The following is a 15,768-nucleotide window of genomic DNA, read 5'->3' on the forward strand; positions in this document are numbered from 1 at the left end:
TCAGAGTAGACTCGGGTCGTTAGGAGACGCAAGGTCTCTTGTTTGGGAGTCGAGCCGTGGAGCAGACGCAGCGCCGGCGGGGTGCCGAACTCGAGGCTGTCCTGCTCGACGCTGCGTGGGACGAGTTGCTGGAGTCCGGCTATGCAGGTTTGACGATGGAGAGGGTCGCGGCGCGGGCGCACACCGGTAAGCAGGTGCTGTACCGGCGATGGAGGAACCGCGCGGAGTTGGTGATCGCCGCGATGCGGTATCGCACCGGCTCGATCGTCGAGGACATCCCCGATACCGGGAGCCTGCGCGACGATGTGCTCGCCGTCCTGCAGCGGATGGCCGACCGGTTCGCCTCACTCGGGCCTGACATCGTCCATGGGCTGCTCGCCGAGGCGCCGGATCTGGATCCGGAGGTCTCCAGCCGGATGACCGGCGTGATGGCGACCATCGTGCGGCGGGCCGCGGCGCGCGGCGAGATCCCGACCGCGGACGTTCCCGACCGGGTGCTCACCGCGCCCACCAATCTGCTGCGCCACGAGATGCTCTTCACCAGCGAGCCGGTCGCCGCGTCGACGCTGACCTCGCTGGTCGACGACGTCTTCCTGCCGCTTGTGCGAGCTACCTGAAGGCCTCGACGTTGCGGATGGCCCAGTCCCCGAAGGTCCGTGCGGGTCGGCCGAGCACCTTCTCGACGTCCGGGCTGACCTCCTGCTCGTCAGCCGACGGCGAACCCAGGACGTCCAGTGTCGCGTCGACCACCGGCCTGGGCATGAAGCGCACCATCCGGTCCCGGGCCTCCGTGCGGGTCAGCTCGACGAACCGCACCGGCTCGTTCAGCGCGAGCGCGATCTCGTGAGCCTGCTGCCGCGGCGAGATCGGAGCCGGCCCGGTGAGCGTGTAGGTGTTGCTCGCGTGGGCCGCGTCCGTGAGCGCCATCGCTGCCACCTCGGCGATATCGGCCGGATCGATCGCGGGCAGCGCGACCTCTGCGAACGGCGCCTCCACCACTCGCTGAGCCCGGACCGCCGGCGCCCACTGCAGCGCGTTGGAATCGAAGTTGCCGGGCCGCAGGATCACCCAGTCGAGACCTGACCGGGTCAGCGCATCCTCGTGGTCGGACGGGTGCCGCTTGGTGCCGACGCCCTGTGAGGACAGGAGCACGACCCGCTCGACACCGGCAGCCCGGACCACAGTCATGACATCGTTCAGGTTCCCGCCGGCCAGGAACTCGGCGCCGGTCAGGAGGAAGACCGCCTCGGCTCCGTCCAGGGCGGGCTCGAGGGTCTCCGGTCGGGTCAGATCGGCCCGGTGGTGTCGAACCCCCTCCGGCACCTCGGCGGTCCGCCGGGACACCGCCGTCACCTCTTCGCCCGCGGCGGCCAGCGCCTGGACTAGCGGACGGCCGACGTTGCCGGTGGCTCCGGTGATCACGATCATGTTCGCTCCTCGTTCGGTTGACTGACGAGGACGCTACTTGCCGTGGAATAGTAGGTACCTAGAGGAAAGTATTGGCGGGAGGCGGATTTGTGAGCGAGCGCACAGAGGTGGAGCCGGTGCAGGCGTGTCCGATCGCGCCGGTGGTCGATCTGGTCTTCAGCCGGTGGACGACGCCGATCCTGTGGACGCTGAACGAGTACGGGCGTCAGCGGTTCGTCGAGCTCGAGCGGCGGATCGGGGTGATCACGCCGAAGGTCCTCACCCAGCGGCTCCGTCAGCTCGAACGCGACGGGCTGGTGCAGCGCACGTACTACCCGGAGGTGCCGCCACGGGTCGAGTACGAGATCACCGACCTCGGCCGCAGCCTCGCCCCACTCTTCCACTCCCTCGCCGAATGGTCCCCGAACCTCGCGAAGGTCGAGGAGGCTCGCACGCACTACGACACCCACGAGCCGGCCCACCGCCGCCCTTGACCCGCACCGCGCCGCCTCCTGACCCAGCGGCCCGGCCGGCCCGATCGCCGCTCCCTCGGCCCGGCAATGCCCGGGGGTCGACGGGTCCGGGCGGCGGCAAGGTGATGGCCAGGACAATGTGCGGGTCATCGACCAGCGGTGTGCAGAGCGACAGGTAGTGCACCTGCGATACACCGTACATAGGATGCACGCGCGCTCAACCGCACTACCTGTCGGCCCGACACCTCCTGTCCATCTGCACGCCGCCACCTCAGCCGAAACCAACCCACCCATCAGACAGGAGGCCGGAGATCCCCTCGGATGGTGGTGGTAAAGGATCAGGCGACGCCGACCAGTTCGCGGGTGGGGGTCTGCAGTTGGGCCAGGAGGGTGAAGAAGTGGGTGGCGGCGTCGGGTAGGCGGAGGAGGCCGGCTTCGTGGTGTTGCCAGCCGAAGAGGAGTTCGCCGTCGAGGGTGTGCTCGTCGAGCGGTACGGCGTACCTGCTCAGGGTGACGCGGGCCGGGCCGGACTGCGGGTGGTGGTCGCCGCAACCGCACTCGGCGGCGATCGTGATCGCGGTGAGCGCGTCGGGGGAGAAGCGGCGCAGGCGGAGCGTCGTACCGCGTGCGGTGAACTTGGCGATCGTTGCGTCAGGCAACTGAACGAGCAGCTCGACCGGTACGGCGTGGGAGCCGGGCAGCAGCCGGAGGCCACGGGACGCGAGCAGGTCGGCGAGAGCCGGGAGATTCATGGGGAAAGATCCTGTGAGTGCTGGTGTCGGCGGGCGGGCCACGGAAAGGGGCAGGGCCTCGTGCGCCGGAGACGGCGCGCGTCAGCGACAACAGCAACAACACAGCAGGAACATGCCGAAGATGATGGCAGAGCTCGAAGACCCTGCCAAACAGGGTCCGCCATCTGGGACAACAGTCCGTGATGGGTCAGGCGACGGCGGGATCAGTCGGCTTTCTTGCCGAACATGATCTCGTCCCAGCTCGGGACGCTGGCGCGCTTGGCGTTGCGGCGGGCCGGCTTCTTCTTCGGCTCTGCCGGAGCTTCTTCGTTCGCCGCAGGCACGGCGTCGGCGTCGGCGGCGGCCGCGGCAGGCGGCTCGGTGGTGGCCGGCTGCTTGGGCGCGGGTGCCTCGATCGGAGACGGCGTCGGGTCGGCAGGTGCCGGAGTGGTCGGCGCAGAGCGGTGATCGGCCGGAGCGGGACGCTCCGCCGGAGCAGTGCGACCAGCCGGGCGCTCGGCGGGGCGGGACTCGGGTGCCTGGCGCACAGGAGCTGGGGGAGTGCGATCCGGAGTGGCGCGGCGTTCGGTGAACGGGTTCTCGCGCGCGGCAGCACGCTCCTCAGGCGGAGCCATCGAGGCAGCCTCGGCCGGGAGCTGAGTGGGACGCTCGACGGCACGCACGGCCGGACGCAGCGTCGGCGGCTGCTCGACCGGTACGTCGATCAGCGTCGGCTCCTCGTCCGGGTCCGGCACCGAGTGCACCCGGCGCGGACCACGCTCTGCGTCGCGCGTGGTGTGGCCGTCATGGCCGGCCTCCCGGGAAACCGGCTGGTTTCGCCGTGGCAGGCTGACGGTGTCCTCGAAGCCGGCCTCGTAGCTGTCGGCCCCGTGGTCGGGCGCGATGGACAGGTCGATGTCGGCCACCGCGCTCAGCCGGCGCTCGCCTGGCTGGTGCTCGGGCTGGACCGGCGGCGGCAGCACCTGCGCCTGCTCACCCACCAGCCACCGGGCCTCGTCGTCGTCGGGGACCGCGTACCGACCAGGAGCGTCGTACGCGAACATCGCGATCTTCTCTTCCTTCTGCTCTTCCGCGTCCTCGGCCGCGACGAAGTAGGAGACCCGGACCGCCCAGCGGCCGTCGTCACGCCGCCAGGCATCCCACTCGGCCGACGACGGGTCGACCTGGCGGGTGCGGAGCCGCTCGGTGACCCAGGCACCGAGGTTGCGGGTCGGGGCGTCGGCACCGCCACGGCGACGGACGGAGGCGCGCTGCGCGAGGCTCGCGATGTGGTCCCGCTCGGCCAGGACCGGACCGGCGAACGCCATCACGCGTTCCATCGGCATCTGGGCGACGGCCGCGACCGCCTCGGGACTTTCGCCGGCGCGGATACGAGCCTGGATGTCTCGTGGGCGCAGCGCGCTCTCCATTTGAATCTCCAGCTGGCCGAGTCGGGCACGGTCGCCGCGCAGGGCCGCACGCAACCGGTCGTCGACCGGAACGGCGAACTCCTCACCCGTCTCTGCCAGCGCCAGGATGAGCTGCATGCCATCCTGGCTCAGACCGACGAGCCTCGCCTCGCGCATTGCCTTTGTTCTCCTGTGCGGTTCTCGACAGTCTCTCCCGTGACGTGCTGCCTGACCAAGACCGGCGCGCCGTGCCGCCCGGTCATTGTGGAGGTTCTGTCACGAAATCACATCTTGCCTGCTCACAAGGGTCCTTGTGATCACACCAGTCACAGTAGTCACAACACGGTGTGACCGCGACTCAGTACTCAGTCACCGAACGCCGAACGGACCGCCAGAGCGCGTTTGATGTCGTCGGCGTCGTCGCCGACAGCACGCTGGATTCCGGCCGCGACCGAATCGTCGGCGGCCAGTTCACCGGCCAGCCCGACCACCCGCTCGTCGATCGCGTACCGCGGGAACGACGTATGCGCGCTGGTCCCGATGACCCAGCCGGAACGGAACTTGGCGGTGCCGCCGATCTCGGCGAAGAACCGGTCGACGTACGGCGCGGTGAGCTCGGCCTGCGCCGGGTGCCAGAAGCCCGTGCCGGCGGCGTACAGCTCGTAGTTCGCGACGTCGGCGTCGGCCATGATGATCGCCCAGGCCCGCTCCTTGGCCTCCGGTGTCGGCAACGCGGCCCGGCACTCGGTGGCGTGCACGACACCCTCGGAGGTGTTGTCGCGAGCGAGCTCGGCGTCGATGTCGGCATCGCCGATCGCGCCGAGGCGGGCCAACTGCAGTGTCACCATCCAGCGCAGCTCGGCGTCGACCGGGAGTCCTTCGGGTACGTCGCTGCCGCTCAGCCAGCCCTGCAGCAGGTCCACGTCGTCGGTCAGCTTGACCAGGCCGCGGGCCACCGCGAGCTGCAGGCTGCTGCCCGCCGGCGCGGACCGGAGCCGCTCGGCCAGTACGTCGGCCAGCCGGCCGCGGTACGGCTCGTAGGGCAGGTAGATGCCGAGCAGCCGGCTCTGCGCCCATCCGACAATCGACGAGACCGCGATGTCGCTGGTCTCGCCGGGCAGCATGCTGAGCAGCACCTCGAAGCCGAGCTTCGGGTCGAGCTCGGCGTCCGCGACCGCGTCCCGGATGCTGTTCAGTACGACGGCTCTGGTCACCCCGCTCTCGATCTTCGGCAGCACCGTCGCGAGGTTCGCCAGGCTGTCCGCGTCGAGCCGGATCTTCGCCCAGGTGTCGTCGCCCGCGTCCGGGATCACCACCGCGACCGACGAGTCGAGCGGCACGTCCACCTCGTCCGCGACCAGCAGTACGTCGACCGTGGTCGCGCGGCCGTCGGCGTCGTACCCACCGACGGTCAGCTTGTGCGGTCGTGTCGCCGGGTGTGCGACCGGCGCGACGCGGCGCAGCTTGATGCCGGTCTCGGTGCGGACGGCGCTGATCGTGTCGACGCCCGGGGTGCGGAGCCAGTTCTGCGCCCAGGTGTCGAGGTTGACGGCACCGGCCTCGGTCCACTTCGCGAGCAGGTCGGCGAACGTCGCGTTGGCGAACTCGTGCGCGACGATGTGCGCCTTGACGCCGGCCAGGAAGATGTCGTCACCGAGGTAGGCGGCGAGCTGCTTCAGCACCGCCGCGCCCTTGGCGTACGAGATGCCGTCGAAGTCGTCGAGGGAGGCCTGCGCGTCCTTGACCGCGTCGGCCGCGACCGGGTGCGTCGACGAACGCTGGTCGGCCTGCAGACCCCACCACTTCCGGATGAAGGCGAAATCGATCCAGTTGTCCTGGTAGTCGGTCGCGGCGGTCGACACCCGGTGCGCCATGTACTCGGCGAACGACTCGTTCAGCCACAGGTCGTTCCACCACTGCATCGTGACGGTGTCGCCGAACCACTGGTGCGCCATCTCGTGCACGATCGTCCGGGCCCGTTGGCCGCGCTCGGCGTCGGTCGCCGCGGAGCGGAACACCATCGAGTCGCGGAACGTCACGCAACCCGGGTTCTCCATCGCGCCGGCGTTGAACTCCGGCACGAAGGCCTGGTGGTACTCGCCGAACGGGTACCGGTAGCCGAACATCCGGTGGTACTCGTCGAAGGCCTGCTTGGTGACCCGGAAGATGTCCTCGGCCTCGCGGTCCAGCGCCTCCTTCAGCGACTGCCGCGACACCACGCTCAGCGCGATCCCGTCGTGGGAATCGGTCAGCTGGTGGTACGGCCCGGCCACGACGGTGACGAAGTACGTCGACAGCGGCAGTGTCTCGGTCAGCTCCCAGCGACCGGGGGAGACCTGGGTCGCGGCTCCGTTGCCGAGCACCAGCCACTCCGGCGGCGCGGTCACCTTCAGCCGGTACGGCGCCTTGAGGTCGGGCTGGTCGAAGCACGCGAAGATGCGCGGCGCGGCGTCCAGGAAGGACATCGCGTAGGTGTAGACGAGACCGTCGGCGGCGTCGACCGCGCGGTGCAGTCCCTCACCGTCGTGGGAGTACGCCATCGAGGCAGCGACGACGAGCACGTTGTCCGGCTGCAGGCCGGTGAGCTCGAGCCGTCCGTCGTTCAGCCCGGCGACGTCGACCGGTGCGCCGTTCAGCGTCACCGACAGCAGCTCGTCGGGTTGCACGTCCAGCCACGTCGTCTGATCCGACGCGTTGAACCTGATGGTGGTGGTGGACCCGAACGTGCGCTCGCCCTGGGTGAGGTCGAGATCGACGTCGTACGACTGGACGGAGAGTGCGGCGGCCCGAGTGCGGGCGCCGTCCACGGTGAGACTCGGCATGAGGGCCACTGTATGCCGTGATTAGGCTGAGCACATGAGTGAGATGGAGTACCGGCAACTGGGTGACTCGGGGCTGACTGTGAGCGTGGTCGGACTCGGCTGCAACAACTTCGGGCGGCGGCTGGATGCGACCCGTACAGACGTGGTGGTGAACGCCGCGGTGGACGCGGGCATCACCTTGTTCGATACCGCGGACGTCTACCAGGGCGAGCACGGGTTCAGTGAAGAGCTGCTCGGCAAAGCCCTCGGTGGCCGGCGCGACGAGGTGGTGATCGCGACCAAGTTCGGCGGCGACATGCACGGGGTGAACGGCCCGGACTGGGGTGCCCGCGCCTCCCGCCGGTACATCCGCAAGGCGGTCGAATCGAGTCTGCAGCGGCTGGGCACCGACTGGATCGACCTCTACCAGCTGCACCTGCCGGACCAGGTCACTCCGATCGAGGAGACCCTTGCGGCGCTGTCCGAGCTCGTTGCCGAGGGCAAGGTCCGGTACATCGGCAGTTCCCAGTTCGCCGGCTGGCAGGTGGTGGACGCCGACTGGGCCGCCCGGACCGCCGGCCTCGAGCACTTCATCAGCGCCCAGAACCGGTACTCGCTGCTCGAGCGCGAGGTCGAGGACGAACTGGTGCCCGCGTGCGAGCACCTCGGCATCGGCGTACTGCCGTTCTTCCCGCTCTCCTCCGGCCTGCTCACCGGCAAGTACAAGCGCGGCGAGGAGGCACCCGCCGGGACGCGGCTGGCGACACAGCCGGACCGTCTGGTCAGCGCCGACTTCGACAAGATCGAGGCACTGGAGACGTTCGCGGCCGAGCGCGACCTGACCATGATCGACGTCGCGATCGGCGGCCTCGCGTCCCAGCCCGCGGTCGCTTCGGTGATCGCCGGCGCCACCACGCCGGAGCAGATCGCGCAGAACGTCGCGGCCGGGTTGTGGGACCCCACCGCCGCCGACCTGGCCGCCCTGGACGAGCTCACCTGATGCTGATTCTGCTGCCGCCGTCCGAGGGCAAGACCGGGCGGTCCCGCGGTCGCGCCGTCGACTTCTCGACGCTCTCGTTCCCGGAGCTGAACCCCGTCCGCGAGCAGGTCCTGGAGACGCTGGCGAAGGTGTCTGCGTCTTCCGACGCGTACGACGTTCTGGACGTCGGCGCCTCGCTGCAAGGTGAGGTCGACCGCAACACCCGCTGGCGCACCGAGCCCGCGGTACCGGTGTCCGAGCTTTACTCCGGCGTCCTGTACGACGCTCTCGGCTACGCGAGCATGTCCGCGGGCACCAAGCGCCGCGCGGGCAGCCGCCTGCTCGTGGTGTCCGCGGCCTGGGGCGCGTTGCGGCCGGCCGACCGCGTACCGCCGTACCGGCTCTCGATGGGTACGACGCTGCCCGGTCATGGACCGCTGGCGTCGGTCTGGCGTGATCCGCTGGCGGCCGTGCTGTCGGAGAGCAGCGGTGTGATCGTCGACTGCCGCTCATCGACGTACGTCGCCGCGTGGCGCCCGAGCGGTGACCAGGCGGCCAAGTGGGTCTCGGTCAACGTCGTCCGTGAACGCGACGGTGTCCGGACGGTCGTGTCGCACATGGCCAAGCACACCCGCGGCCTGGTCGCGCGGCACCTGCTCGAGTCCGGCAAGGACCCTGGAACCCCGAAGTCCCTGCACAAGCTGGTCAGCGAGCGCTGGAACGCCGAACTCGACCGCACCGGCCCCGGCTGGACACTCACCGTCGTCGAGCACGACTGACCGGACCGTTCACACGCCCTTCACCGGTGAGTGGTTTCTTACCGCCTGTGATCGGGGAAGGCTGAGGGCAGTACGTCAGGGGGGATTCCGCCCCACCCTCGGAGGCCTGACCTATGCGACGTTCGATCACCGCTGCACTGACAGCAGTCGCCGCGACCGCGGCGTTCACCTTGAGCGCCGGACCGGCGCTCGCCTACCCACCGGACCCGCCGTCGGCCGGTACCGCGGCCACCCAGCTGGCGAGCCTCACCGTGAAGACGGAGGGCTCGACGAGCGGGTACAGCCGGGACCTGTTCCCGCACTGGATCACCCAGTCCGGTAGCTGCGACACCCGTGAACAAGTGCTCAAGCGCGACGGCATCGGCGTCACCGTCGACAGCAGCTGCCAGCCGACCACCGGTCGCTGGTACAGCGTGTACGACGCCACCTACGTGAACGACTCCTCGGGCGTCGACATCGACCACATCGTCCCGCTCGCCGAAGCGTGGAAGTCCGGTGCGAACGGCTGGACCACGGCCCGCCGCCAGCAGTTCGCGAACGACCTGAGCATCGCGCAGCTGATCGCGGTGTCGGCGTCGAGCAACCGGTCCAAGGGCGACAAGGACCCGTCCGAGTGGAAGCCGACCAACGCCTCGGTGCACTGCATCTACGCCCGCGAGTGGATCTGGGTGAAGTACACCTACGGCCTGTCGCTGCAGTCGGCCGAGAAGACCGCGCTGCAGCAGATGCTCGCGGCCTGCTGACTCAGTCCTCGAGGAGATGGCGACGCTGGGCGTGGATGCCGGCCTGGAACCGGGTCCGCGCGCCCAGCGTCTCCATCAGCTCGGCCACCCGGCGGCCGACCGTGCGACTGCTCAGCCCGAGCTGCCGCGCGATCGCGTCGTCCTTGAGGCCCGCGCCGAGCAGCGTCATCAGCCGCGCATCGAGCGGGTCGGTCTTGACCACCGGCACTACCGGAACTGCCTGGTCCCACAACAGTGTGAACATCTCGACCAGTGCGTCGAGCAATGCGCACGGATGGACGACGAGAGCGCTGTCGACCAGCTGGTCAACGTCCAGCGGCATCAAAGCGGCCCGGCGGTCGAACACGGCGAGTTTCATCGGCAGCTGCGGATGGACCCGCGAGGTCTCACCGGCGTCCGCCGCGCTGTAGGCCTGGTCGACACCGCCGGGACGATCGAGTGAGTCGGGGGAGTAGATGCCCCGGACAACCACACCGTCGCTGAGCAGCCTGTGCACCCGCGGCTCCGACTCCCCGGTCTTCGACGCGTACGGCGGCCGGTCGAGCACCAGCAACTCTTCGCGGGTCCCGTTGAGCAACTGCGCGAACCGGGCGGCGATCGCCTCCTGACCGACGATCACCTCGACCAGGTTCTCCGGCCGGTGCTGCTCCTGCGCTCGCAGCTCCGTCAGCAACACCCTTGCCTCGGCGCGAACCCGGTCCAGCTCGGCACGACGTACGGCGACCAAGGTGTCGACGGCCACGTCGGGACGGGTCGGCAGCAGCCGCATCGGATGGTCCGACGTGGTGGTGAGCAGTCCGAGGGTCTCCAGCCGCTCGACGGTCGCGGCGACCTCGCGCTCGTCGCGGTCGAGGAGCTTGGCCAGCTCGGCGATCCCGCACCCGGACGCGGTCAGCAGGGCGCGGTACGCCTCCTCGTCAGGCGGATCGACCCCCACCGTCTCCAGCATCCGTCCCTCCCATCGCCCGGATCCCGGACAGGCTATCCCGTCTCCTGGATGCAGGTGGAATCGTTTTCCCGTTAATGGCGACTTCGCGCCATGTCCGGCATACGTCAGGCGATCCGCAGGTGCGAATCCACCCCGAGTGGGGTACGACTGTGTCTGCCGGGCGCGCGCGGATCGGACAGGGGACGTCCGGTCAAGCCTCAACGCGCGCGCCCGCCTGACCTCGCCCCTTCACCCGCAGATAGATCCGCCAGACCACGCGCTGCACGAGCAGGGTGACGACACCGGCCACCGTCATGCCGGCCAGATTGATGCCGAGCTGCGCTGCTGCGCCGCCGATGTGGCTCGGCACCCACAGCGCGAGCGACAGGGCCAGATCGCCGGCCGCCGGCACCGTGGTGACCGAGATGAAGACGCCGACCAGCGCGTTCGACCGTCCGGCGGTCTGTGAGAGCACCCCAGCACAGCCGGCCAGAACGGCGACGACCGCCGACCACTTGTCCGGCCGCCAGATGAACCCGGTCAGTGGACGGTCCGCAGTGACGGACCCGGCATCGATCCACCCGACGGCACGGGCCAGCAGGGCAGCCGCTGTCGCCAGTGCGATGGCCACCACGAATCCGAGCACCAGCAGACGCAGGGACCGCCAAGTCAGGGCCCGGTTGCGCATGGCCAGCCCGACGGCGAGGGCGGCGACGACTCCGAACTCGGGGCCGACGACCATCGCGCCGACGACCAGGATGGACGAATCGGTGACCACGGCAACCGACGCGATCATGGTCGCCAGGGTGAGGAAGGCGTAATAGACCCAGGAGCCGCTGGCCTCGTTGTAGGCCTGGTCGACGACCGCGTCCCAGATGACCGCGTCGTCCGGCGCACCGGGGGCGGCCTTCTCGGTCTCGCGAGCGTTCCGCGACGGCGCGGCGTCGACGTCGGCGACCGCCACCGAACCCTCGTCGTACAGGCCCTCAGCCTTGAGGAAGGCGAGGATGTCCGAGGTCGCCTCCCGGGTCACGTCGCACTCGAGCACGTCGCCGGCCGGTCGCTGCGCGGCGCCGGGCAGCCGGACCACGCTCGTCACCCGTGGATCGTCGACGAGCGCGTCCAGGACGCGGCCGGTGCGATCCGGTGGGACGATGAGACGAAGGTGCATCACGGGCCTATGCTCCCAGGCCGCCGGTCACCTTCCGGCCACGGCCTTGGTCGCAGGCTGTGGCGAATGCACCCCGGAATGTGGTCGACTGACGCACCGAATTCCAGGGAGGACGACGATGAGCGAAAGCCCCAGCGCCGCCGCACCTCAGACCGGCGAGCGTCCTGAACTCAAACGGGTCATGGGACCCGGCCTACTACTCCTGTTCGTGGTCGGGGACATTCTGGGTACCGGCGTGTACGCGCTGACCGGGAAGGTGGCCGGCGAGGTCGGCGGGGCGGTCTGGCTGCCGTTCCTGTGCGCGTTCGTGGTCGCACTGCTGACCGCGACCAGCTATCTGGAACTCGTCACGAAGTACCCGAAGGCCGGCGGCGCCGCCGTCTACACGCACAAGGCGTTCGGGATCCACTTCCTCACCTTCCTGCTCACGTTCGCGGTGATGTGTTCCGGTCTCACCTCGGCGTCGAGCGCGTCGAAGGCGTTCGCCGCGAACTTCTTCTCGGCCGCCGACATCGATCCGGACCGCGGGTCGCTGCTGATGATCACCGCGCTCGCGTTCATGACGCTGATCGCGCTGGTCAACCTGCGCGGCGTCGGCGAGAGCGTGAAGGCGAACGTCGTCCTGACGTGTGTCGAGTTGAGCGGTCTGCTGATCGTGATCGGCATCGGCGCGTGGGCGCTGGCCGGCGGCGACGGCGACACCTCGCGGCTGACCGAGTTCAACGTCCCGTCCGGTGAGTCGCCGTTCGGCGCGGTCACCGCGGCGACCGCACTCGCGTTCTTCGCGATGGTCGGCTTCGAGGACTCGGTGAACATGGCCGAGGAGACGAAGGACCCGGTCCGGATCTTCCCGAAGGTGATGCTGACCGGCCTGTGCATCACCGGCGTCATCTACGTGCTGGTCGCGATCTCCGCGGTCGCCCTGGTCTCACCGGAAGACCTGAACGAGGGCGCGACCCCGCTGCTGAAGGTCGTCCAGGCGGGTGCGCCGGGCTTCCCGCTCGAGCTGTTCGCTTGGATCACCATGTTCGCGGTGGCGAACTCGGCGTTGATCAACATGCTGATGGCGAGCCGCCTGCTGTACGGCATGTCGCACGAGCAGGTCCTGCCGGGTCCGCTCGGCCGAGTGCTGCGCCGGCGCCGGACGCCGTGGATCGCGATCCTGTTCACGACGCTCCTCGCGTTCGTCCTGATCGGGTACGCCGATCTGGCCGCGCTCGGCGGGACGACGGCGCTCCTGCTGCTGTGCGTGTTCGCGATCGTGAACGTGGCCGTGCTGGTGCTGCGCCGGGATCGGGTCGAGCACAAGCACTTCCACGCCCCGACCGCGCTCCCGCTGCTCGGTGTGATCCTGTGCGTGTACCTGGCCAGCCCGCTGTCAGGGCGCGACTCGGCGGACTACAAGATCGCCGGGTGGTTGATGCTGATCGGCGTCGCGTTGTGGGCGATCACCTGGCTGTTGAACAAGTACGTGTTCAAGCGGCACGCCGAGTTCGATCCGAGCCATATCGACCCGAGTGGTCCGGTGAACTGACCGGCAGGAAAGCTGCGACGACCACCGTCGCGAGGGCCGCGAGCCCGGTGGCCACCGCGATCCAGCCGAGTGCCGGGTAGCCGGCGCCGGCGTCGATCGCGAGGCCACCGAGCCACGGCCCGGCGGTGATGCCGACGTTGAACGCGGAGAAGTTGGTCGCGGTCGCCAGGGTCGGGGCGTCGCCGGCCAGGCTGAAGACACGGGCGTTGAGCGCCGGGTTGGTGGCGAAGCCGAAGCCGCCGAGCAGGACGACCACGGCGAGGGTGACGACGGGATTCGTCGCGGTCAGGGCGAGGACCGCGGACAGGATGCCCAAACCGGTGATGCCCACGAAGAGGGTGTGGAACGGCAGGGCGTCCGCGGTCCGCCCGCCGAGCGTGATGCCGATGAACGAACCGAGACCGTAGAGGGCGAGGACTCCCGGTACGGCGCTCGGCGTCAGCCCGGTGGTGTTGATCAGCAGGGGAGCGAGGTAGCTGAACACCACCAGGATCGTGGCAGTGACCAGTGCGGTCGTGCCGAAGGCCAGCCAGAGTCTGGCGTGGCGGAGCCCGCGAAGTTCCTCGCGCAGCCGCGGCGCGCTCTCCGGGTCCGGCCTGCCATCGGGAATGGTCGCGAACACACCGGCCATCGCGAGGACACACAAACCGGCGACCGTCCAGAACGCCGATCGCCAGCCGAGGTGCTGCCCGAGCACCGTGCCGATCGGGAGACCGACGATGGTGGCGATGGTCAGGCCGCCGGTGACGACGCTCATCGCGCGAGCCCGCCGGTCGACAGGCACCAGTGCGACCACTGTGACGGCCGCGACCGACCAGAAACCGGCGTACACGAAGGCGCCGACGACGCGGGTGGCCAGGAGGATCGCGTAGTTCGGGGTCAACGCCCCCGCGACATGGGTGGCCGCGAAGATACCGAGGAACACGAGCAACGCCGTACGCCGGGACCACTTGAGCGTGACCACCGCCAGGATCGGCGCACCGAGCAGCATGCCGAGCGCGAACGCGGAGATCAGCAGGCCCGCGGCCGGGATGGAGATCCGCAGATCGCCCGACAATTCGGGCAGCAGACCGGCGAGCATCAACTCCGACGTTCCCTGCGCGAAGATGCTCAAGCCCAGCACATAGACGGCAACCGGCATCGCGTTCCCCCACCTCACCTCGATAGCCACCGGGAGTATCGCAGAGATCACTGTGTGCTGTCGCCGCGCTCGTCAAGGACTGAGACTTGGCCGGATACGGCATCGTTGTTACATGAGCTCCCAGATACCTGCGAAGCGGACCGGTGGGGCGGTCGACGCTGCCCGGATCGGGAGCGGACTGAAGCTGCTCGGCGTGCTGGTCGGGCTGATGTGGCTCAGCGAGATCATCGACGCGGCGACGAACGGCGCGCTGGATCAGTACGGGATCATCGCGCGTGATCCGCAGGGGCTGATCGGCATCATCACCGCGCCGTTCCTGCACCTCGGCTTCGGCCACCTGATCTCGAACACGCTGCCGCTGGTGACACTCGGCCTGTTGATCGCCGTCGGCGGTGCGGCCCGGCTGTTCGCAGTGACCGCCATCGTGACCGTGATCGGCGGCTTCGGCACCTGGCTGATCTCGCCGCCGAACACGGTCACCATCGGCGCCAGCGGTCTGGTCTTCGGGTACGCCGCCTACCTGATCATGCGCGGACTGTTCAACCGCCGGATCAGCCAGGTGCTGGTCGGCGTAGTGGTCGTCCTGGTCTGGGGGAGCGCGCTGCTCGGCGGGCTGCTTCCGCAGGACGGGATCTCCTGGCAGGGACACCTGTTCGGCGCGATCGCCGGTGTCCTGGCCGCCTGGATCCTGGCCGACGACCGGTCCAAGCGCAGGCCGGCCAAACCGGTCAGGTGAGCGTCGCGGGGTCCGTGTTGGCTCCGCAGACCACCAGGACCATCCGCTCGCCGTCGGCCCGGCGGTAGGCGCCCGACTTCAGCGCGGCGTACGTGGTGGCGGCGCCGTGCTCGACGGCCAGGTGGTAGTCGTGCCAGAGCTCGTTACGAGCAGCAACGATGGCTTCCTCGTCGACGAGCAGCGATCGTACGCCGTGCTCGCGAGCGGCCGCGAACGCGAGATCACCAAGCCGCCGGGCACCGAGCGAGTCCGCCGCCACGCCGCCGACCGGCCCGTCGACCGGCTCGCCGGCCTCCAGTGCGCGATGCAGGGTCGCCGACAACTCCGGCTCCACACCGATCACCTGCGCGTTGTCGCCGATCGCCGTCGCGATCCCCCCGATCAGTCCGCCGCCACCGACCGCGACCAGGACGGTGTCGAAGGATCCGGCCTGCTCGAGCAGTTCCAGCCCGATGGTGCCCTGACCTGCCACGACTTCGGGCTGGTCGTAGGCGTGCAGCAGCAGCGCGTCGCCCTCGTCCCGCGCTTCCACCGCTGCCTGATACGCCTCGGCGTACTCGTTCCCGACCTGGACCACCTCGGCGTCGAGCGTGCGGAGCTTGGCGACCTTCGGGGCGGGCGCGTTGACCGGAACGAAGATCCGCGCCGGTACGCCGAGTTCGCGGGCGGCGTAGGCCGCGGCCAGACCCGCGTTGCCGCCGGACGCCGCGACGATGCCCTGCCCGGTCAGCTCACCGCGTTCCTTCGCGACCAGGAGCCGGTTGAAGGCGCCGCGCGGTTTGAACGAGCCGGTGTGCTGCAGCAGCTCCAGCTTGAAGACCAGGCCCGGCGCCACCTCGATCACCGGAGTCCGTCGTACCCGTCCGGCGATCCGCTCCGCCGCCGCCCGCACCTCATCGACTCTTACCGTCATGCCCCAACCCTGCCACGATGAGA

The 15,768-nt window shown here is 69.4% G+C and carries 15 protein-coding genes; 7 read left to right on the top strand and 8 right to left on the bottom strand.

The window, feature by feature from the left end; all coding sequences use genetic code 11:
* Window positions 1-56 precede the first annotated feature (56 nt).
* On the top strand, window positions 57-617 hold the full coding sequence (locus ACIBG5_RS06255) for a TetR/AcrR family transcriptional regulator (protein WP_396390424.1): 561 nt from the start codon (window positions 57-59) through the stop codon (window positions 615-617).
* On the opposite strand, the gene ACIBG5_RS06260 is transcribed toward ACIBG5_RS06255, so the two are convergent.
* Complete coding sequence (locus ACIBG5_RS06260; RefSeq protein ID WP_396390425.1) at window positions 610-1,428, bottom strand: NAD(P)H-binding protein; 819 nt, start codon at window positions 1,426-1,428, stop codon at window positions 610-612. The genes ACIBG5_RS06255 and ACIBG5_RS06260 overlap by 8 nt on opposite strands.
* Window positions 1,429-1,517: 89 nt before the next feature.
* On the opposite strand from ACIBG5_RS06260, the gene ACIBG5_RS06265 reads away from it, so the two are divergent.
* Window positions 1,518-1,901 carry a helix-turn-helix domain-containing protein gene (locus tag ACIBG5_RS06265; protein ID WP_360448800.1) on the top strand — a complete coding sequence of 128 codons (384 nt, stop codon included), beginning with the start codon at window positions 1,518-1,520 and terminating at the stop codon, window positions 1,899-1,901.
* 317 nt (window positions 1,902-2,218) lie between these two features.
* Here the strand turns inward: ACIBG5_RS06265 and ACIBG5_RS06270 are convergent, their stop codons facing one another.
* From ACIBG5_RS06270 to pepN, 3 genes are all read right to left on the bottom strand, one after another.
* Window positions 2,219-2,632: a hypothetical protein gene (locus ACIBG5_RS06270; RefSeq protein ID WP_396390426.1), complete on the bottom strand. Its 414-nt coding sequence runs from the start codon at window positions 2,630-2,632 to the stop codon at window positions 2,219-2,221.
* A gap of 203 nt (window positions 2,633-2,835) precedes the next feature.
* Window positions 2,836-4,197 (bottom strand): septation protein SepH, encoded by a 1,362-nt coding sequence (gene sepH / locus ACIBG5_RS06275; RefSeq protein ID WP_396390427.1) that lies wholly within the window; start codon window positions 4,195-4,197, stop codon window positions 2,836-2,838.
* A gap of 188 nt (window positions 4,198-4,385) precedes the next feature.
* On the bottom strand, window positions 4,386-6,842 hold the full coding sequence (gene pepN, locus ACIBG5_RS06280; RefSeq protein ID WP_396390428.1) for an aminopeptidase N: 2,457 nt from the start codon (window positions 6,840-6,842) through the stop codon (window positions 4,386-4,388).
* A gap of 34 nt (window positions 6,843-6,876) precedes the next feature.
* On the opposite strand from pepN, the gene ACIBG5_RS06285 reads away from it, so the two are divergent.
* From ACIBG5_RS06285 to ACIBG5_RS06295, 3 genes are all read left to right on the top strand, one after another.
* Entirely contained in the window at window positions 6,877-7,821 is a 945-nt protein-coding gene (locus ACIBG5_RS06285) for an aldo/keto reductase (protein ID WP_396390429.1), read from the top strand.
* The gene (locus tag ACIBG5_RS06290) at window positions 7,821-8,579 is read left to right on the top strand and encodes a YaaA family protein (RefSeq protein ID WP_396390430.1); all 759 of its coding nucleotides are present in this window, start codon (window positions 7,821-7,823) and stop codon (window positions 8,577-8,579) included. Before ACIBG5_RS06285 ends, ACIBG5_RS06290 begins: the two co-directional genes overlap by 1 nt.
* A gap of 113 nt (window positions 8,580-8,692) precedes the next feature.
* A complete protein-coding gene (locus ACIBG5_RS06295; protein ID WP_396390431.1) occupies window positions 8,693-9,322 on the top strand; it encodes an HNH endonuclease family protein in 630 nt (209 codons plus the stop codon).
* 1 nt (window position 9,323) lies between these two features.
* Here ACIBG5_RS06295 and ACIBG5_RS06300 read toward each other — a convergent pair whose 3' ends face one another.
* Window positions 9,324-10,271, bottom strand: coding sequence for a transcriptional regulator TrmB (locus ACIBG5_RS06300; RefSeq protein ID WP_396390432.1), 948 nt, complete (start codon window positions 10,269-10,271; stop codon window positions 9,324-9,326).
* A 190-nt stretch (window positions 10,272-10,461) separates the two neighbouring features.
* Window positions 10,462-11,421, bottom strand: a complete 960-nt coding sequence (locus ACIBG5_RS06305) for a DUF389 domain-containing protein (RefSeq protein WP_396390767.1) — start codon at window positions 11,419-11,421, stop codon at window positions 10,462-10,464.
* 118 nt (window positions 11,422-11,539) lie between these two features.
* On the opposite strand from ACIBG5_RS06305, the gene ACIBG5_RS06310 reads away from it, so the two are divergent.
* Complete coding sequence (locus ACIBG5_RS06310; protein ID WP_396390433.1) at window positions 11,540-12,955, top strand: APC family permease; 1,416 nt, start codon at window positions 11,540-11,542, stop codon at window positions 12,953-12,955.
* Here the strand turns inward: ACIBG5_RS06310 and ACIBG5_RS06315 are convergent.
* Entirely contained in the window at window positions 12,897-14,126 is a 1,230-nt protein-coding gene (locus ACIBG5_RS06315) for a Cmx/CmrA family chloramphenicol efflux MFS transporter (RefSeq protein ID WP_396390434.1), read from the bottom strand. The two genes, ACIBG5_RS06310 and ACIBG5_RS06315, sit on opposite strands and share 59 nt — an antisense overlap.
* 82 nt (window positions 14,127-14,208) lie before the next feature.
* Between ACIBG5_RS06315 and ACIBG5_RS06320 the strand changes: the two genes are divergently transcribed.
* Window positions 14,209-14,832: a rhomboid family intramembrane serine protease gene (locus ACIBG5_RS06320; RefSeq protein WP_396390435.1), complete on the top strand. Its 624-nt coding sequence runs from the start codon at window positions 14,209-14,211 to the stop codon at window positions 14,830-14,832.
* On the opposite strand, the gene ACIBG5_RS06325 is transcribed toward ACIBG5_RS06320, so the two are convergent.
* Window positions 14,825-15,745 (bottom strand): threonine/serine dehydratase, encoded by a 921-nt coding sequence (locus tag ACIBG5_RS06325; protein ID WP_396390436.1) that lies wholly within the window; start codon window positions 15,743-15,745, stop codon window positions 14,825-14,827. The genes ACIBG5_RS06320 and ACIBG5_RS06325 overlap by 8 nt on opposite strands.
* Window positions 15,746-15,768: the final 23 nt, after the last annotated feature.

The organism is Kribbella sp. NPDC050241 (assembly GCF_044459685.1).
In the GTDB taxonomy this organism is placed as follows: domain Bacteria; phylum Actinomycetota; class Actinomycetes; order Propionibacteriales; family Kribbellaceae; genus Kribbella.

Coding starts and splice junctions, on each gene's coding strand:
- ACIBG5_RS06325 (WP_396390436.1), bottom strand. CDS start 15,745: ATGACGGTAAGAGTCGATGAGGTGCGGGCGGCGGCGGAGCGGATCGCC.
- ACIBG5_RS06310 (WP_396390433.1), top strand. CDS start 11,540: ATGAGCGAAAGCCCCAGCGCCGCCGCACCTCAGACCGGCGAGCGTCCT.
- ACIBG5_RS06290 (WP_396390430.1), top strand. CDS start 7,821: ATGCTGATTCTGCTGCCGCCGTCCGAGGGCAAGACCGGGCGGTCCCGC.
- sepH (WP_396390427.1), bottom strand. CDS start 4,197: ATGCGCGAGGCGAGGCTCGTCGGTCTGAGCCAGGATGGCATGCAGCTC.
- ACIBG5_RS06270 (WP_396390426.1), bottom strand. CDS start 2,632: ATGAATCTCCCGGCTCTCGCCGACCTGCTCGCGTCCCGTGGCCTCCGG.
- ACIBG5_RS06260 (WP_396390425.1), bottom strand. CDS start 1,428: ATGATCGTGATCACCGGAGCCACCGGCAACGTCGGCCGTCCGCTAGTC.
- ACIBG5_RS06285 (WP_396390429.1), top strand. CDS start 6,877: ATGAGTGAGATGGAGTACCGGCAACTGGGTGACTCGGGGCTGACTGTG.
- ACIBG5_RS06295 (WP_396390431.1), top strand. CDS start 8,693: ATGCGACGTTCGATCACCGCTGCACTGACAGCAGTCGCCGCGACCGCG.
- ACIBG5_RS06300 (WP_396390432.1), bottom strand. CDS start 10,271: ATGCTGGAGACGGTGGGGGTCGATCCGCCTGACGAGGAGGCGTACCGC.
- ACIBG5_RS06320 (WP_396390435.1), top strand. CDS start 14,209: ATGAGCTCCCAGATACCTGCGAAGCGGACCGGTGGGGCGGTCGACGCT.
- ACIBG5_RS06305 (WP_396390767.1), bottom strand. CDS start 11,421: ATGCACCTTCGTCTCATCGTCCCACCGGATCGCACCGGCCGCGTCCTG.
- pepN (WP_396390428.1), bottom strand. CDS start 6,842: ATGCCGAGTCTCACCGTGGACGGCGCCCGCACTCGGGCCGCCGCACTC.